Source organism: Lysinibacillus sp. FSL P2-0066 (assembly GCF_037969495.1).
GTDB classification, from domain to species: Bacteria; Bacillota; Bacilli; order Bacillales_A; family Planococcaceae; genus Lysinibacillus; species Lysinibacillus boronitolerans.
Genome location: NZ_CP150202.1, coordinates 3,454,340 through 3,470,941, shown reverse-complemented (window position 1 = coordinate 3,470,941; position 16,602 = coordinate 3,454,340). Strand labels below are relative to the sequence as shown.

Annotated in this window: 18 protein-coding genes; 17 read left to right on the top strand and 1 reads right to left on the bottom strand. The window is 37.8% G+C overall.

Going from position 1 to position 16,602, the window contains the following annotated elements; translation table 11 throughout:
- The first annotated feature begins 4 nt into the window (after positions 1–4).
- The 15 genes from sufD (at position 5) to MKZ14_RS17340 (ending at position 14,877) form a co-directional block, all read left to right on the top strand.
- Positions 5–1,312: a Fe-S cluster assembly protein SufD gene (gene sufD, locus MKZ14_RS17410; RefSeq protein ID WP_333003582.1), complete on the top strand. Its 1,308-nt coding sequence runs from the start codon at positions 5–7 to the stop codon at positions 1,310–1,312.
- Complete coding sequence (locus MKZ14_RS17405) at positions 1,312–2,541, top strand: cysteine desulfurase (RefSeq protein ID WP_257962013.1); 1,230 nt, start codon at positions 1,312–1,314, stop codon at positions 2,539–2,541. The genes sufD and MKZ14_RS17405 overlap by 1 nt, the downstream gene beginning before the upstream one ends.
- Entirely contained in the window at positions 2,531–2,956 is a 426-nt protein-coding gene (sufU, locus tag MKZ14_RS17400; protein ID WP_036078619.1) for a Fe-S cluster assembly sulfur transfer protein SufU, read from the top strand. Before MKZ14_RS17405 ends, sufU begins: the two co-directional genes overlap by 11 nt.
- A gap of 99 nt (positions 2,957–3,055) precedes the next feature.
- Positions 3,056–4,453, top strand: a complete 1,398-nt coding sequence (gene sufB, locus MKZ14_RS17395; RefSeq protein ID WP_016993620.1) for a Fe-S cluster assembly protein SufB — start codon at positions 3,056–3,058, stop codon at positions 4,451–4,453.
- Positions 4,454–4,678: 225 nt separating this feature from the next.
- The gene (locus MKZ14_RS17390; protein WP_312126194.1) at positions 4,679–5,674 is read left to right on the top strand and encodes an ABC transporter substrate-binding protein; all 996 of its coding nucleotides are present in this window, start codon (positions 4,679–4,681) and stop codon (positions 5,672–5,674) included.
- A gap of 187 nt (positions 5,675–5,861) precedes the next feature.
- Positions 5,862–6,719, top strand: coding sequence for a DUF72 domain-containing protein (locus MKZ14_RS17385; protein WP_036078614.1), 858 nt, complete (start codon positions 5,862–5,864; stop codon positions 6,717–6,719).
- Complete coding sequence (locus tag MKZ14_RS17380) at positions 6,719–7,543, top strand: sulfite exporter TauE/SafE family protein (RefSeq protein ID WP_333003575.1); 825 nt, start codon at positions 6,719–6,721, stop codon at positions 7,541–7,543. Before MKZ14_RS17385 ends, MKZ14_RS17380 begins: the two co-directional genes overlap by 1 nt.
- Positions 7,544–7,563: 20 nt before the next feature.
- On the top strand, positions 7,564–8,931 hold the full coding sequence (locus MKZ14_RS17375) for a bifunctional UDP-sugar hydrolase/5'-nucleotidase (protein WP_333003574.1): 1,368 nt from the start codon (positions 7,564–7,566) through the stop codon (positions 8,929–8,931).
- A gap of 33 nt (positions 8,932–8,964) precedes the next feature.
- Positions 8,965–10,074: an HD-GYP domain-containing protein gene (locus tag MKZ14_RS17370; RefSeq protein ID WP_066038192.1), complete on the top strand. Its 1,110-nt coding sequence runs from the start codon at positions 8,965–8,967 to the stop codon at positions 10,072–10,074.
- A gap of 43 nt (positions 10,075–10,117) precedes the next feature.
- Positions 10,118–10,894 carry a sporulation protein YunB gene (yunB, locus tag MKZ14_RS17365; protein ID WP_131521225.1) on the top strand — a complete coding sequence of 259 codons (777 nt, stop codon included), beginning with the start codon at positions 10,118–10,120 and terminating at the stop codon, positions 10,892–10,894.
- 107 nt (positions 10,895–11,001) lie between these two features.
- Entirely contained in the window at positions 11,002–11,919 is a 918-nt protein-coding gene (gene lipA / locus MKZ14_RS17360; protein WP_004228269.1) for a lipoyl synthase, read from the top strand.
- A 33-nt stretch (positions 11,920–11,952) separates the two neighbouring features.
- Entirely contained in the window at positions 11,953–12,300 is a 348-nt protein-coding gene (locus MKZ14_RS17355; RefSeq protein ID WP_004228271.1) for a YutD family protein, read from the top strand.
- 114 nt (positions 12,301–12,414) lie between these two features.
- Positions 12,415–12,942 carry an HAD family hydrolase gene (locus MKZ14_RS17350; RefSeq protein WP_279495904.1) on the top strand — a complete coding sequence of 176 codons (528 nt, stop codon included), beginning with the start codon at positions 12,415–12,417 and terminating at the stop codon, positions 12,940–12,942.
- Positions 12,943–12,993: 51 nt separating this feature from the next.
- Positions 12,994–13,188: a hypothetical protein gene (locus tag MKZ14_RS17345; RefSeq protein WP_279495903.1), complete on the top strand. Its 195-nt coding sequence runs from the start codon at positions 12,994–12,996 to the stop codon at positions 13,186–13,188.
- Positions 13,189–13,527: 339 nt separating this feature from the next.
- On the top strand, positions 13,528–14,877 hold the full coding sequence (locus MKZ14_RS17340; protein ID WP_339280244.1) for an IS1182 family transposase: 1,350 nt from the start codon (positions 13,528–13,530) through the stop codon (positions 14,875–14,877).
- A 150-nt stretch (positions 14,878–15,027) separates the two neighbouring features.
- Here MKZ14_RS17340 and MKZ14_RS17335 read toward each other — a convergent pair whose 3' ends face one another.
- Positions 15,028–15,294, bottom strand: coding sequence for a DUF3055 domain-containing protein (locus MKZ14_RS17335; protein ID WP_009371988.1), 267 nt, complete (start codon positions 15,292–15,294; stop codon positions 15,028–15,030).
- Positions 15,295–15,382: 88 nt separating this feature from the next.
- Here MKZ14_RS17335 and MKZ14_RS17330 point away from each other — a divergent pair, with 88 nt between their 5' ends.
- The gene (locus MKZ14_RS17330; RefSeq protein WP_009371987.1) at positions 15,383–15,835 is read left to right on the top strand and encodes a DUF86 domain-containing protein; all 453 of its coding nucleotides are present in this window, start codon (positions 15,383–15,385) and stop codon (positions 15,833–15,835) included.
- Positions 15,832–16,584, top strand: coding sequence for a TIGR01457 family HAD-type hydrolase (locus tag MKZ14_RS17325; RefSeq protein ID WP_016993610.1), 753 nt, complete (start codon positions 15,832–15,834; stop codon positions 16,582–16,584). The genes MKZ14_RS17330 and MKZ14_RS17325 overlap by 4 nt, the downstream gene beginning before the upstream one ends.
- The last annotated feature ends 18 nt before the right edge of the window (positions 16,585–16,602 follow it).

Here is a 16,602-nt window from a genome sequence, read left to right as displayed (position 1 = left end):
TAGCATGACAGTGGAACTTAACTTGCCTGTAACAGTACAGGACGTGCGCTCGTTCTCAGAAGCAAATGGTGAACCAACTTGGTTTACAGAACTTCGCGCGGCAGCACTAGACAAAGTAACTGGTTTAGATTTGCCAAAACCAGATAGAACGAATATCACAAAATGGGATTTCATGAACTTCCCAGCGTTGGCAGTTCATAGTGAGGCATTCCCTTCATTGGATGCTCTACCTGAAGAGGCAAAAGGTTTAATTGACCTTGAAGCACAAGAAAACCTATATATTCAACGTAATAATACACCAGCATATATTAAGGCATCACAAGAACTTGCTGATAAAGGTGTTATTTTTACTGATATTTTCACAGCAGTTCGTGAACATGGCGAACTTGTTCAAAAATACTTTATGACTGAAGCAGTTAAAGTAGATGAGCATAAATTAACAGCACTTCATACAGCACTTGTTAATGGTGGTGTGTTTGTATACGTACCAAAAAACGTGATTATTGAACAACCCCTTCAAGTTGTTTTCCTTAATGACAATGCGGAAGCTTCATTATATAACCATGTTTTAGTAGTAGCAGAAGCGAATTCAGCTGTAACATATGTGGAAACATATGTTTCAACAGTAGAAGAGGCAAAAGGGCAAGCAAATATTATTGCGGAAGTCGTTGTTCAAGATAATGCACAGGTAACCTATGGTGCAGTAGATGTCCTTGCAAAAGGATTTACGACATATGTTAATCGTCGTGCACGTTTAGCGCGTGACGCAAAAGTTGACTGGGCTCTTGGTCTAATGAATGATTCTGATACAATCTCTGAAAACATCACGCATTTGATTGGTGACGGTTCTCATGCAGATACAAAAACAGTCGTAGTTGGTCGTGGAGAACAAAAACTTAACTTCACTACTGAGGTTCGTCACTGGGGTAAAAACTCAAACGGGCATATCTTAAAGCATGGTGTAATGAAAGATGCAGCTCAGTCAATCTTTAACGGTATTGGCTATATCGAGCATGGTGCGACAAAAGCCGATGCACAACAAGAATCACGTGTATTAATGCTGTCAGAAAAAGCTCGTGGGGATGCAAACCCAATTTTATTAATTGACGAAGATGATGTAACAGCAGGACACGCAGCATCTGTTGGTCGAGTAGATCCATTACAGCTTTATTATTTAATGAGCCGTGGTATCTCGAAAGCAGAAGCAGAGCGCCTTGTTATCCATGGATTCCTTGCGCCAGTTGTTACGCAATTACCAATTGAAGGCGTTCAAAAGCAACTGACGGAGGTTATTGAAAGGAAAGTTCGCTAATGATGAATAAAGACATTAAAAGCTATTTCCCAATTTTAAATCAGGATGTAAATGGTCATAGACTTGTATATCTTGATAGTGCAGCGACGTCTCAGAAGCCTGTTCAAGTGATTGAAGCGATTAAAGCTTATTATGAATTTGATAATTCCAATGTTCACCGTGGCGTGCATACACTAGGAAACCGTGCAACAGATAAATATGAAGGTGCTCGTGAAAAGGTTCGTAAGTTTATTAATGCGCAATCAACACAGGAAATTATTTTTACGCGTGGTACAACAACCGCTTTAAATACAGTTGCGACAAGTTATGGTCGTGCAAATGTTGTTGAGGGTGATGAAATTGTCATTACTCATATGGAGCATCATTCCAATATTATTCCTTGGCAACAATTAGCCAAAGAAAAAAATGCAACTTTAAAATACATTGAGCTTGAAGCAGACGGTACTCTTAGCCTAGAGAAAGTACGTGCGACAGTCACACCTAAAACAAAAATTGTTTCGGTGTCTATGGCATCAAACGTACTTGGAACAATAAATCCAATTAAAGAAATTGCTCAAATTGCACATGCTAATGGTGCTGTCATGGTAGCCGATGGTGCACAAGCTGCGCCACATATGAAAATTGATGTGCAAGATTTGGATGTAGATTTCTTAGGTTTCTCAGGGCATAAAATGTGCGGACCAACTGGAATAGGTGTATTATATGGTAAAAAGGAACACCTTGAAAAGATGGAGCCAATTGAATTTGGTGGCGAAATGATCGATTTTGTTGGGTTATATGATTCAACGTGGAAGGAATTACCGTGGAAATTTGAAGGTGGAACGCCTATTATTGCAGGTGCAATAGGATTAGGTGCCGCTATTGATTTCTTAACTGATATCGGGTTAGATAACATTCTAGAGCATGAGCATAAGCTTGCAGGCTACGCAATGGATCAACTTGAGACAATTGACGGTTTGAAAATTTTCGGCCCACGTGACCCTATGAAGCGTTGTGGATTAGTAACATTTAATCTAGATGATGTACATCCACATGACGTGGCAACGGTGCTTGACATGAACGGTATTGCTGTTCGTGCAGGACATCATTGTGCACAGCCACTAATGAAATGTCTTCAGCAAGTTGCGACAGCACGTGCAAGCTTCTATCTGTACAATACAGAGGAGGATATTGACCGTTTAGTTGCAGGGTTACGTTCTGCGAAGGAGTATTTTGGCGATGTCTTTTAATAATTTAGATCAACTATATCGTTCAGTCATTATGGATCACTATAAAAATCCTCGTAACAAAGGCTCTTTAGAAGAGGATGCTGTAACGATTGATATGAACAATCCTACATGCGGTGATCGTATTCATTTAACATTAAAAGTTACTGACGGTGTCGTAGAGGATGCGAAATTTGATGGTGAAGGCTGTTCGATTTCTATGTCCTCTGCATCAATGATGACACAGCTCATCAAAGGAAAAAAAGTAGAGGAAGCTATTGAGCTTTCTGATATTTTTTCTAAAATGATGATGGGTGAGGAGTACAGCGATAAATATGACCTTGAGGATGTTGAGGCACTGCAAGGTGTTTCACAATTCCCAGCACGAATTAAGTGTGCAACATTGGCTTGGAAAGCAATGGAAAAAGGTGTGAAATAAATCTTACTTCCTTGTTCTTGAGTGAAAGCTACTATGGCTTCACTCAAAGCAAGGGATGATTACCCAGAAAAATATATCTCAATGAACGGAGGAGAAACGATGGCTAAAAAAATGCCTGATATCGGCGATTACAAATACGGTTTCCATGACAAGGACGTATCAATTTTCCGTTCAAAACGCGGTTTAACTGAAGAAATCGTCCGTGAAATTTCAAATATGAAACAAGAGCCAGAATGGATGCTAGAATACCGTTTAAAAGCTCTTGAAACATTTTATACAAAACCGATGCCACAATGGGGTGGCGATCTTGGAGATTTAGATTTTGATGAAATTACGTACTATGTAAAACCATCAGAAGCTACTCAAAAATCATGGGATGAAGTACCTGATGAAATCAAAGCAACTTTTGATAAATTAGGTATCCCAGAAGCAGAGCAAAAATATCTTGCAGGTGTATCTGCACAATATGAGTCTGAGGTAGTTTATCACAACATGAAAAAAGACCTTGAAGATCTTGGTATTGTGTTCAAAGATACTGACTCTGCTCTACGTGAAAACGAAGATATTTTCAAACAATATTGGGGCAAAGTGATTCCTTACACAGACAATAAATTTGCTGCTTTAAACTCAGCAGTATGGTCAGGTGGATCATTTATTTATGTGCCACCAGGTGTTAAAGTAGAAACACCGTTACAAGCTTACTTCCGTATTAACTCAGAAAATATGGGTCAATTCGAACGTACACTTATTATTGTAGATGAAGGCGCTCACGTACACTATGTTGAAGGTTGTACAGCTCCTGTTTACACAACAAACTCTTTACACTCAGCAGTTGTTGAAATCGTTGTACGTAAAGATGCCTATTGCCGTTATACAACAATTCAAAACTGGGCGAACAATGTTTACAATCTTGTAACGAAACGTACAGTTGTAGAAGAAAACGGTACAATGGAATGGATCGATGGTAACATCGGTTCTAAATTAACAATGAAATACCCAGCATGTATCCTAAAAGGTGAAGGTGCTCGTGGTATGACATTATCGATTGCATTAGCAGGTAAAGGACAACACCAACATGCTGGCGCAAAAATGATCCATATGGCACCAAACACATCTTCAACAATCGTTTCTAAATCGATTGCTAAACAAGGTGGTAAGGTAACGTATATGGGACAAGTTCGTTTCGGTCCTAAAGCAAGTGGTGCACGTGCTAACATCGAATGTGATACGCTGATTATGGATAATCAATCGACTTCTGATACAATTCCTTATAACGAGATCTTTAATGATAATGTATCTTTAGAGCACGAAGCAAAAGTTTCAAAAGTATCTGAAGAACAATTATTCTATTTAATGTCTCGCGGAATTTCCGAAGAAGAAGCGACAGAAATGATCGTAATGGGCTTCATCGAGCCATTCACAAAAGAACTACCAATGGAATACGCAGTAGAAATGAACCGTCTGATTAAATTCGAGATGGAAGGTTCTATCGGTTAATTAGCCACCCCTAGTCACAATATAAATTGTGACTAGGGGTTTTTTTGTGTTTTTATGTTGCGAATAAAAATGGAGAGAAATAGTACTGGATTTTTTTAAGATTACATACTAAAATGATAATGAGAATCAATATCATTTAGAAAGGGGTTGATAAATCTAGAAGATGTTCAGTACTTCAATAAGCCAGATGAGATAGTTAATCATCTTTCAAAGGAGAATATGTAAATGAAAAAGAAGTTTTTATTTATTAGTTTCATAGCAATATTTATGCTCATTCTCGCCGCATGTGGAGAGAAGAAGGCAGTAGAAGAGGAATCTTCCACTGATACACCAAAAGAAGAAGTGACACAAACAAAAGAAGAATCGACAAATGAAAATGGCACGAGAACGATTGAATATCTTGGTGAAAGCTATGAAGTGCCAGAAAAGGTTGAAAGAATTGTTGTAACAGGTGCTATGGAAGCGATGGAGGATATGGTTGTGCTGGATGTTCATCCAGTTGGGGCTATTGCTGTTGGTGGCAAGTTCCCTGAGCTATATGCTTCTGTAACAGACAAAGCAGAATCAATTGGTGAGAAAATTAAACCAAACTTTGAAAAAATATTAGAATTAGATCCTGATGTCATTTTAGGTTCAACAAAGTTCCCAGAAGAGGTACAAAGTAAATTAGAGAAAATTGCTCCTACAATTTTGGTTTCACATATTTCGACGAACTGGGAATCTAATTTGAAGTTATTAGCTGAACTAACTGGTAAGCAAGCAGATGCTGAGAAGATATTATCTACATATAAGGCTGATATAGAAGCTGCTAAAGCTACGTTAAATGAGAAACTACAAGATCAAAAAGTAGCGGCTATTCGTATTCGTGGAGGACAAGCGTATGTTTATCCAAAAGAAGTATTTTTAAATGCTGTCCTTTATGGAGAGCTTGGTTTAGCAGTACCAGATGAAGTTGCTAAAGCTAAATCTCAAGAGGCCATTTCTGTTGAGCAGCTTGCAGATATGAATCCTGATTATTTATTTGTGCAGTTTTCAACAGATGAAAATGCAGACGCGCCGAATGCTTTAGAAGACTTTAAAAAGAATCCAATCATCCAAAATATTAATGCATTTAAAAATGACCAAGTATTTGTTAATGTACTAGATCCATTAATGGAAGGCGGCCCTGCATACAGCAGGATTAAGTTTTTAGAGGCTATTCAGCAAAACCTTGTGAAATAAATGGTAGTCCGTTAAAGTAGCGTGAGTTCAATGGAATATGGACTCATGCTTTTTCTTTTGTATAGTTCCCAAAAGTTAGTGACAGCTTTCTATTTGAATGGACAAAAGAAAGCTATATTTTTTACATGATGTTTATTTGTAGTGACATACTGTGTGCTATGATTATGTACATAGAGGAGGATGTCACATGATTGTAGTAGGATTAACTGGTTGGGGCGATCACCCTTCACTTTATAGTGGAGTGACTCCCTCAAAGGATAAATTATTTGATTACACAGGTCATTTTTTAACGGTAGAAGTAGATACTTCCTTTTATGCCATACCAGCCAAAGAGCATGTTCGGAAATGGTGTGAGGATACACCTGAAAACTTCCGTTTTGTTGTGAAAGCTTACCAAGGCATGACGGGTCATTTACGTGGAGAGATTCCCTTTGAATCAAAAAATGATATGTTCAATGCTTTTATTGAATGTGCCAATGAATTTAAACGTTATGGAAAGCTAGCCATGGTATTAGCACAATTTCCACCATGGTTTGATTGCCAAGGAAAAAATGTGCAATATTTATTGTATATCCGACAACAGCTCAAGGATTTTGAAGTAGCGATTGAGTTTCGAAATCAAACATGGTACGCAGAAAATGTTGTCCAGCAGACGATAGATTTTTTACGAGAACATCAATTTATCCATACGATTTGTGACGAACCACAGGCTGGTGTTGGATCTGTTCCTTTTTATCCGGTAGTGACTGCAAATAAAGCGTTGATTCGTCTCCATGGTCGCAATATACATGGATGGCGCAACACAGGAAATGCAGAAAATTGGCGCAAAGTTCGCTTCTTATATGATTATAATAAAGAGGAATTACAGCAGCTTGGGGATAGCATGAAAAAGCTTGAACCCGAGGTCAATGAACTCTTCGTTTTATTTAATAATAATTCAGGTAATCATGCAGCGAAAAACGCAAAGGAGCTACAAGGTATGTTGAATATTAACGATGTCGGGTTGGCACCTAAACAATTAAACATGTTTGAAGGGGAACTATAATGGAGTTTATTTTATTAGTCATCATTGCATTGCTTGCTGGTCTAATTGGCTCATTAGTTGGGCTAGGTGGTGGTGTAGTATTAGTACCAGCAACATTATACATTGGCTTAAATTTAGGAATGATTCCAGATATTACGCCACAAAAAGTAGTCGGTTTATCAGTGGTGATGATGATTTTCACGGGACTTGCCTCCACGCTAAGCTATATGAAATCTAAAACGGTGGATTATAAAAGTGGTTTTATATTCTTTATTGGAAGTATTCCAGGAACAATCCTTGGCGCATGGGTCAATAAAGGGTTAGATTTACCATCCTTTAATTTATATTTTGGTATTTTACTTATTATTTTATCGATTATTTTGCTTGTGCGGGACAAACTGAAGCCTGTAAAATGGTTTGTAAAAAATGGTATACAGCAAGAATTTACTGACTCTGAGGGAAAAACCTATGTATATGGCTATCCCATTGGGTTTGCTATTACATTAACATTTGGTATTGGCTTTGCTTCTGGTTTATTTGGAATAGGTGGCGGCTCCATGATTGTGCCAGCAATGATTATTTTATTCTTATTCCCACCACATGTCGCGGTGGCAACATCGATGTTTATGGTATTTTTAACGTCCATCGTTAATTCCGCAAGCCATGTTTATTTCGGACATGTACCATGGCTTTATACTATTCCAGTTATTCCTGGAGCTTATGTTGGAGCAAAGCTCGGTGCTGCGTTAAATAAAAGAATTAAATCCGATACACTTGTACTAGCTTTAAGGATTATTCTATTATTATTAGGAATTCGATCTATTATAGAAGGCATATTAGCTTAATTTGAAGTGAGGTGGCTTTAATGCTTGAAAAGATCCATATTTTTCACACAAATGATTTGCATAGTCATTTTAAGTATTGGCCACGAATGCAAAGCTATGTGAAAGAGATAAGAAATAATCTGGCGAATATCGGGGAAACAAGCTATTTGTTTGATGTGGGAGATCATTTAGATCGTTCCAACATTTATACAGAAGCAACCGTTGGGAAAGGCAATGTGCGATTGCTCAATGAAGCGGGTTATGATGTGGTGACTATCGGCAACAATGAAGGTATTACATTATCCCATGAAGAGCTCTTTCACTTGTATGACAATGCTAACTTTGATGTTGTTGTGGCAAATGTATATGCCTCTAATGGGAAGAAGCCAGCATGGATGAAGCCTTATGTAATCTTAACAACAGCAACGGGTACGAAGATTGGCGTCATTGCAGCCACGGCCATGTTTGAAGTATATTATGAAGAATTAAATTGGCATATGGACGACGCTCGAAGTACACTGCTACGTTTAGCGCATCAACTACGTGAAGAAGTAGACATTGTTGTATGCTTATCCCATTTAGGCATTACAGAGGATGAGCTCTTAGCGGATGAGTGTCCAGAAATTGATGTTATATTCGGCTCTCATACTCATCATGTCCTACCAGAGGGCAAAGTGATTAATGGGGTTTTACTGACAGGTGGAGGTAAGTTTGGCCAATATACTGGACATCTTATCATAGAATATGATAAAAAATTGAGGAAAATTGTTGAAAAAAAGGATACTTTAATTCATAATAAGGATTTGCCAATTGTTAAAAATGAACAGAAAGTGGTACAGTTTTTGGAGGATGAAGGAAACAGAATATTGGATACTCCAGTTTTTACAACAAAAAAAGCCTACAACAAGGAATGGTTCCATTATTCACAGCTATCTGATTTATTTGCACATGCAATTTTGGAAAAAAGCGGAGCGGACTGTGCATTATTCAATGCAGGGATATTTTTAGATGGTCTTCCTAAGGGAATAGTGACTGCCTTAGATTTGCACCGAATTTTTCCACATCCAATTAATTTATGTACAATTGAATTATCCGTCGCTGAAATGAAAGAAATTTATATGCAATCTAAAAATGAAGAATGGCCTTATATCGAACTAAAAGGACTAGGGTTTAGAGGCGTCATTTTTGGAAAAATATTGACATATGGATTTTCCATGAATGAAAATCGGCAATTGTTAATTAATGGTAAGCTAGCAGATCAAAATCACATTTATAAACTGGTTACATTGGATCTGTTTACATTTGGTTATTTTTATCCAAGTTTTAAATATGCAAAAAAACAATATATTTTACCTGAATTTTTACGAAACATTATGATAGATTATGGTCAAAGATTCTTTAAACAATAGAGAGAGTTTAAAGAATGGAATGGGGAAGAAGTCATGCGATTAATTTCAATCGATGTATTAAAAGAAGGAATGGTATTAGGAAGAACCATTTGGAATGAGGCAGGTCATCCGCTTTTAAAGAAAGATGTTGTCATTAATGACCGTATTATTCAAAGACTTCAACAGTTAAATACACATTATTTATATATTGACGATGAGATTTCTGAGGGAATAGAAGTAGAAGAGACCGTTCCCCCTGCTATGCGAAATAAAGTCATCAAAACTATAAAGGATTCGTTCCAGTCCATTGATGGTTTGAATCCAGTAAATGCTTCTTATATATTAGATCAGCAATCAAAGACAATTGTTTCGATCGTAGATGAATTACTTTCAGCAGTTACTGGAAATAATGAAATTCTAACCATTTTAACAGATGCTTATTTATTTGATGAATATTTATATCAACACTCTTTCCAAGTGACATTGTATTCTATTGCCATTGCCAAAGAACTTGGCTACTCTGCTGAGGATTTACGTTTGATCGGGATAGGTGCGTTATTACACGATGTCGGTAAACTAATGGTACCGAAAGATATTTTAACAAAGCCAGGACGTTTAACGAATGATGAGTTTGAAATGATGAAGATGCATGCTCGTTACGGTTTTGATTTATTACGGAATTTACATTCAATCTCTCTGCTTGTGGCGCACTGTGCTTTCCAACACCATGAACGTATTGATGGAAGTGGCTATCCAAGAGGACTTGTTGACTTTGAAATTCATCCATTTGCCAAGATAATTGGTGTTGCAGATGTTTTTGATGCGGTGACAACGAATCGTGTATACCGGGAGAAGATGCTCCCTTCACAAGGACTAGCTATTGTTGAAGCTGGCTCGGGCACTCTTTATGATGCTCGAATTGTAAAAGCTTTAAAAAGAGCTGTTGTTCATTATCCAAATGGTGTTATTTTAAAATTATCAGATGGACGCCGTGGGATTGTATCTAGACAAAACACGTTGGATGCGGCATTACCATGGATTCGTATTTTTGAAGAACAAGATCAATTGCTGGCAGCTACATATGAAATTAATTTAGTGGATTATCCTGATGTAACAATTGAAAATGTTGAGACGGATTATGTGGTTCCCGCAAAAGTAGAATAAATTACTCCTCCTGTTCATACGTTATGGAACAGGAGGAGATTTTTTGTTTTTCCCTCGAAAAAGAATGAAATTACGCTCATATGGTAGAAGGGGAATGCGTCTTAATAAATTAACGATTTTAATTGTTAGTATGGTTGTTTGCCTTATATTATTTATTTATTATTTAAATGAACGGCTCATGCCAACCTATTTGCAATATGCGGAAGTGCAAACTACGAAGATTGCCTCATATGTTGTGAGTAAAGCCATTAATTCACGTACCTCTAATGTATTAGATGTAAATGATATCATTGAAGATATTCCTCCAGGTACGTCTGAAATGATGACGACTAAGTTTAATACAGAAATCATTAATCGTGTTCGAGCAGAGACATTAGAGCTTGTTAAAATGTATTTGGAGCAAGCTGAACAGGGAGAGCTATCCCATTTACCTGAATTAGATAATGTTGAATATGATATTAACAGGATCCAAGATGGTGATGGCATTGTCTTTTTTGTACCGCTTGGTCAAGCAGCCAATATTCCCTTGCTTGGAAATTTGGGGCCAAAGATCCCGATTCGCTTCCATGTGATTGGAAATGTTCATAGTAATGTGACATCCTCTATTCAAGAATTTGGAATCAATAGTGCTTATGTGGAGGTAGGTATTCATTTAGAGGTAAATGTTCAGATTATTGTTCCTTTCGCTAGTAAATCTTCTACCGTTGCACAGGATATACCTGTAGCGATGGGCCTAACAAGGGGACCTGTTCCAAACATTTATACCAATAGTAGTGACGCGCCACAACCGTCCATAGAAATACCTGTCCCTTATAAATAGAAATGTTTGTTGTGATAGTTGTTGGAGTGCCTTTAATATGTTACATTGACAACAGTGAAGATAGTTAATATTAAAAAATGTATATTTTTGATAGGGGCGATATTCGTATGACATCTTGTAAACCTACAAGTAAAGAAGAACATGTAAGAAAACCAGATTGGCTAAAAATAAAACTAAACACGAATGATGAATATAAAGGGCTTAAAAAGCTGATGCGTGAGAAAAATCTGCATACAGTATGTGAAGAAGCTCGTTGTCCAAACATCCATGAATGCTGGGGAGAGAGACGTACTGCTACCATGATGATTCTTGGTTCCGTTTGTACACGTGCTTGTCGTTTCTGTGCAGTGAAAACAGGTTTACCAAATGAACTAGATTTGGCAGAACCAGAGCGCGTTGCAGATTCAGTAGCCATTATGAATTTAAAGCACGTTGTTATTACAATGGTCGCACGTGACGATTTAAAGGATGGCGGAGCGCAAGTTTTAGCAGAAACAGTACGTGCAATTCGTCGTAAAAGTCCTTTCACATCTGTTGAGGTATTGCCATCAGATTTAGGCGGGATGAAGGAGAACCTTCAAATGTTAATGGATGCAAAACCAGATATTTTAAATCATAATATTGAAACAGTACGCCGTTTAACACCTAGAGTGCGCGCTCGTGCAAAATACGAACGCTCTTTAGAGTTCCTGCGTTTAGCTAAAGAGATGCAGCCTGAAATTCCAACGAAATCATCACTAATGATTGGATTAGGCGAAACACATGAAGAAATTTTAGAAGTCATGGACGATTTACGTGCAAATAATGTAGATATTATGACGATCGGTCAATATTTACAGCCAACGAAAAAGCATTTACCAGTTAAAAAATACTATTCACCAATAGAATTTGGTAAACTGCGTAAGATTGCCATGGAGAAAGGCTTTAAGCATTGTGAGGCTGGCCCACTTGTACGTAGTAGTTATCATGCAGACGAACAAGTAAATGCTGCAACGAAAGAACGTCAATTACAAGCGGAAGTGTAAACGTCAAGGCTGAACGAAAAGGGTGGTGTCACTTTGATCATAGTTGAAGGATTAGAATATGAACTAATAGAAGATTATCGCGAGGCCTTTCAGGAGGAAGTTTTTCAGGAAAGATACTCAGATATCTTAGCCAGATACGATTATATTGTAGGTGATTGGGGCTATAACCAGTTACGTTTAAAGGGGTTTTTTGATGATAAAAATCAAAAATCCACTTTTGATACAAAAATAAGTACGCTTCAAGATTATCTATACGAATACTGTAATTTTGGCTGTGCTTATTTCGTATTACGTAAATTGGGGAAAGTTATGAAACAGCCAGAAGTAGTGGATATGAGTGAAGTAACAAAGCCAACAGACCATGAACCTTTAGCAGAATAAACTCTTATACAAAAACCTGATGTGATAGGCATCAGGTTTTTTTTCATGATTGTTAGCTTTTGTGTAATTGGGGAAAACTAAAGCACAAAACAGCTTATCGAAGGTGTGTTGCAAATGAAAAGAGCCGTATTTTTAGATCGTGATGGTGTTATCAATGAAGTACTGACCAATCGTGTGAAGTTTGTGAATAAGCCTAAGGATTTGTACTTTTTACCGCAAGTGCCTGAAGCAATCAGAAAGCTAAATAAGCATTTTGATTATGTGTTTGTCGTGACAAATCAAGGTGGGGTTGGTTTAGGCTTTATGAAGGAAAGTGGCTTACAGAAAATACATGAACATATGGTGAAGGAGCTAGAGAAAAAAGGGGCAGTAATCCATGAAGTCGTTTATTGTCCGCACAAACCTAAGTCAGGTTGTGCCTGCCGCAAGCCCAATAGCAAATTAATTGTGGATTTAGGAAAGAAATATAACATTGATTTATCAAAATCCTATATGGTTGGCGATACAGATACGGATATTATTGCAGGAAAACGGGCAGGAACAAAGGGTGTTTTCCTAGGAGAACAAGATCCATTAGCAGATGCTGTCTTTCCAGATTTAATAAGCGCTGCCCAGTGGATTATTAAGGATGTCACAGCTTAAATGTATTGAGAAAAAGGGCGTATAAATCATTAAAAAAGGGATAATTTATGAATGGAGGTGATGATGTTGGCAAAAGAAAACCGCAATAAAAAGCCATTAGATCGAGAGGAATATGGGTATGGTTTTGATATTAGTGTAGACGATTTAGCTGTGATTGGTCAAAATCAGCAAGCGAAAAAGCAAAATGATAATGAAAATAAAGACAAGCCCCATAATAAAGATAATCCATCCACTTTAAATAAATAACAATACGTAAAAAGATTTCGCAATCGCCCATGGCTAGCGAAATTTTTTTATGTTATATAAAAAAACACCCAATAAAATGGGTGTTACAGACTGTAGACAAACTCAATGAATTTTGAGTTTGCCTACAGTCTTTTTTCTTTTACAATAAAATAAAGTAAAGCCGTTGATTTCCACTACGGGCGGACGCTTTCCGCGGGCGGGGTCGAGCTGCTTCCCTCGCTTCGCTCAGTCCAGGATCTCGACTTTCCCGCTTTTCCCGCAGGAGTCGCCACCCTTCGTTCCAATCAACTTCTACATAAAGAATTATTGATAAAAAGTACACTTTCGAGGTGATCAACCATGATGACGAAAAATCAAATCAATGAACGTGAACAATTAGAAATGCTAACGATTGATCAATTAGTTCCCCAAGATCATTTAGTACGAAAACTAGAGGCGGCTATTGATTTTTCATTTATCTATCCTTTAGTAGAAAACCTCTACTCTGCTAAAGGACGCCCTAGTATTGATCCTGTTGTTCTCTTTAAAATGACGTTTATTCAGTACGTTTTTGGTATACGGTCCATGCGTCAAACCATCAAAGAAATTGAAACGAATATGGCGTATCGTTGGTTTTTAGGATTTGGCTTCCATACAGAAGTCCCGCATTTCTCTACCTTCGGTAAAAATTATGTCCGTCGCTTTCAAGACACTGATATATTTGAGCAGATATTCTATCGTATATTAAAAGAGATTATGCATCAAGGACTCCTCCATGCAGACCATTTATTTATCGATTCTACGCATGTGAAAGCGAGTGCGAATAAACGAAAGTATGATAAAAAAGTTGTGCGAAAAGAAACACGGGCTTATGAAGAGAAACTTCAATTAGAGTTAAATATGGATCGTGAGGAACACGGAAAAAAGCCCTTTCCCCCGGAGAAGTTTGAAAAGGAAGAATGGAAAGAAATAAAGGAAAGCACGACAGATCCTGAAAGTGGCTATTACGTGAAGGATGAACGTACGAAGCAGTTTGCGTATTCTTTTCATGCAGCGACAGATGAAAAGGGCTTTGTCTTGGGTGCCATTGTAACTCCGGGAAATGTGCACGATAGTCATGTATTACAGCCACTTGTGGAAAAAGTCATTGAAAACGTTCAAAAACCATTAGCTGTTGCGGCAGATGCAGCCTATAAAACACCAGCGATTACGAATTTTTTATTAGAGAATCAAATGTTGCCTGTTCTTCCTTATACACGTCCTAAAACGAAAGATGGATTCTTCCGAAAGCATGAGTATATATATGATGAGCACTATAATTGTTATCTTTGTCCACAAGGACAGATATTGAAGTATACGACAACGACTAAAGAAGGGTATCGTCAATATAAATCGAATCCTTTGATTTGTGCGAAGTGTCCAAGCCTTTCCCAATGTACAGAAAGTAAGCATCATCAAAAACTCATTCAACGCCATATTTGGGAGTCGTATGTGGAGGAAGCTGAACATTTACGCCATTCCTATGACATCAAACAGATTTATGCAAAGCGCAAAGAAACGATTGAGCGTGTCTTTGCCGATGCAAAAGAAAAGCATGGTATGCGATGGACAACCTTAAGAGGTCTGAAAAAATTGTCCATGCAGGCGATGCTTACTTTTGCTGCCATGAATTTAAAGAAACTGGCTACTTGGACGTGGCAGGCAGCTTAAGAAGGTAGCTATGCTCGAAGAGTATGTTGAATTTGGTAGTATATTACCAAATGTTAAAGATAAAATAGGAAGAAAAATGACAAAAGCCCATCGAGAGTGAACCTCTCGATGGCTTTTGTCTACAGTCTGAAACACCCAATAAAATGGGTGTTAGTTCAATAATTCACGCAAGTATTCCCGTAATTCGATTGTTTCTTCCTCTGTGCGATTGTACACATGTTCTAAGTAACCAGGCTCTTCTACATCATCAGGACCAATAATAGCAAAGCGACCGAACTGGATATCCATGACAAGCACTTTTCCAAAGAAGCGGCCAGATTGTAATATAGCTAAATCATAACGTAGCTTTTGTCCAGCAAAACTAACAAATCTTGTTTTCGTATCTTCTACATCATCATATAAAAAAAAACGTTCCATCTTTTAATCTCCTTCCAATCCTATAGTTATGGTACTATAGAAGAGAAAAGACTATCAACTTTTAAAGATTTGAATGGGGGCTTTCCTTGTGTATTTTGTAGATCGTAATAAAATCACAAAAAATTTACAGTACTTAGATGGGCTATTAACTATTTTGGAGACAGAGGATAACTGGCTTCAGAATGATATAAAGAAATTAGCTATCGAGCGAATTGGACACAACATTATGGAGTCAATGATGGATGTAGGAAATTTAATGATTGACGGTTTCATTATGCGCGATCCAGGAAGCTACGAGGATATTATTGATATTTTAGTCGATGAAAAAGTTGTAGCTGCTGATTTGGAAGCACCATACAAAGCAGTTGTTGGCTTACGTAAAATGCTAGTACGTGAGTTTATAGAGGTAGATATCCAAGAGGTTATCCATGTACTAACAGCTAATCTAACGGCTTTAAAGCAGTTCTCGCCAGCAGTTCATAATTATTTAACAAATGAATTAGGACCTGTTTCAGCATTTTTGCCAGAGGATCATCAATGAAACAATATAAGGCCTATTGCTTTGATTTAGATGGCACTGTCTACCGTGGAAAGGAAGGTATTCCTTCTGCGGTAGCTTTTATTCATCGTTTACAGCAAGCAGGAATTGAGCCATTCTATGTAACGAATAATTCTTCAAAGACGCGAGAACAACTGCAAGAAGCTTTACTTTCTATTGGCGTGGACGCGCCATTAGAGCATATTTATTCAAGTGCATTGGTAACCGCAAAGTATGTAGCTCTCCATTTCCCAGGAAAAAAAGTAGCGATGATGGGGACAGATGGCATTCGTCAGGCACTACTCAATGAAAATATTGTACCTGTTGAGGATGAGCCTGATGTATTTGTTATGGGGATTGATCGTACGCTTGATTATATGGCACTTGCCAGGGCTACGGTTTTTGTCCAGCAAGGAGCGACCTTTATTGCCACGAATCAAGATATTAAATTCCCAACAGAATACGGGTTCTTACCAGGCAATGGTTCTTTTGCTCGCTTAGTAGGAGAGGTTGCAGATGTTGAACCAATCTACATTGGTAAGCCATCGCCAGCCATGCTGGAAGTAATTGCGACTGAACATGGGATTGCGAAAGAAGACATGGTAATGATCGGTGATAATTATGATACGGACATTATGTGTGGCATTCGTTTTGGCTGTGACACCATTCATGTGAATACTGGCGTTACGCCTACAAAGGCTGTCCTCGAAAAAGAATGCCAACCTACATATGTAGTGGACGTACTAAAGTAATAAAAGGATGTTTATGCT

Bases quoted from the DNA above. Each gene is read 5' to 3' on its own strand.
- sufD (WP_333003582.1), top strand. From the start codon at position 5: ATGACAGTGGAACTTAACTTGCCTGTAACAGTACAGGACGTGCGCTCG.
- MKZ14_RS17405 (WP_257962013.1), top strand. From the start codon at position 1,312: ATGATGAATAAAGACATTAAAAGCTATTTCCCAATTTTAAATCAGGAT.
- sufU (WP_036078619.1), top strand. From the start codon at position 2,531: ATGTCTTTTAATAATTTAGATCAACTATATCGTTCAGTCATTATGGAT.
- sufB (WP_016993620.1), top strand. From the start codon at position 3,056: ATGGCTAAAAAAATGCCTGATATCGGCGATTACAAATACGGTTTCCAT.
- MKZ14_RS17390 (WP_312126194.1), top strand. From the start codon at position 4,679: ATGAAAAAGAAGTTTTTATTTATTAGTTTCATAGCAATATTTATGCTC.
- MKZ14_RS17385 (WP_036078614.1), top strand. From the start codon at position 5,862: ATGATTGTAGTAGGATTAACTGGTTGGGGCGATCACCCTTCACTTTAT.
- MKZ14_RS17380 (WP_333003575.1), top strand. From the start codon at position 6,719: ATGGAGTTTATTTTATTAGTCATCATTGCATTGCTTGCTGGTCTAATT.
- MKZ14_RS17375 (WP_333003574.1), top strand. From the start codon at position 7,564: ATGCTTGAAAAGATCCATATTTTTCACACAAATGATTTGCATAGTCAT.
- MKZ14_RS17370 (WP_066038192.1), top strand. From the start codon at position 8,965: ATGCGATTAATTTCAATCGATGTATTAAAAGAAGGAATGGTATTAGGA.
- lipA (WP_004228269.1), top strand. From the start codon at position 11,002: ATGACATCTTGTAAACCTACAAGTAAAGAAGAACATGTAAGAAAACCA.
- MKZ14_RS17350 (WP_279495904.1), top strand. From the start codon at position 12,415: ATGAAAAGAGCCGTATTTTTAGATCGTGATGGTGTTATCAATGAAGTA.
- MKZ14_RS17345 (WP_279495903.1), top strand. From the start codon at position 12,994: ATGGAGGTGATGATGTTGGCAAAAGAAAACCGCAATAAAAAGCCATTA.
- MKZ14_RS17340 (WP_339280244.1), top strand. From the start codon at position 13,528: ATGATGACGAAAAATCAAATCAATGAACGTGAACAATTAGAAATGCTA.
- MKZ14_RS17335 (WP_009371988.1), bottom strand. From the start codon at position 15,294: ATGGAACGTTTTTTTTTATATGATGATGTAGAAGATACGAAAACAAGA.
- MKZ14_RS17325 (WP_016993610.1), top strand. From the start codon at position 15,832: ATGAAACAATATAAGGCCTATTGCTTTGATTTAGATGGCACTGTCTAC.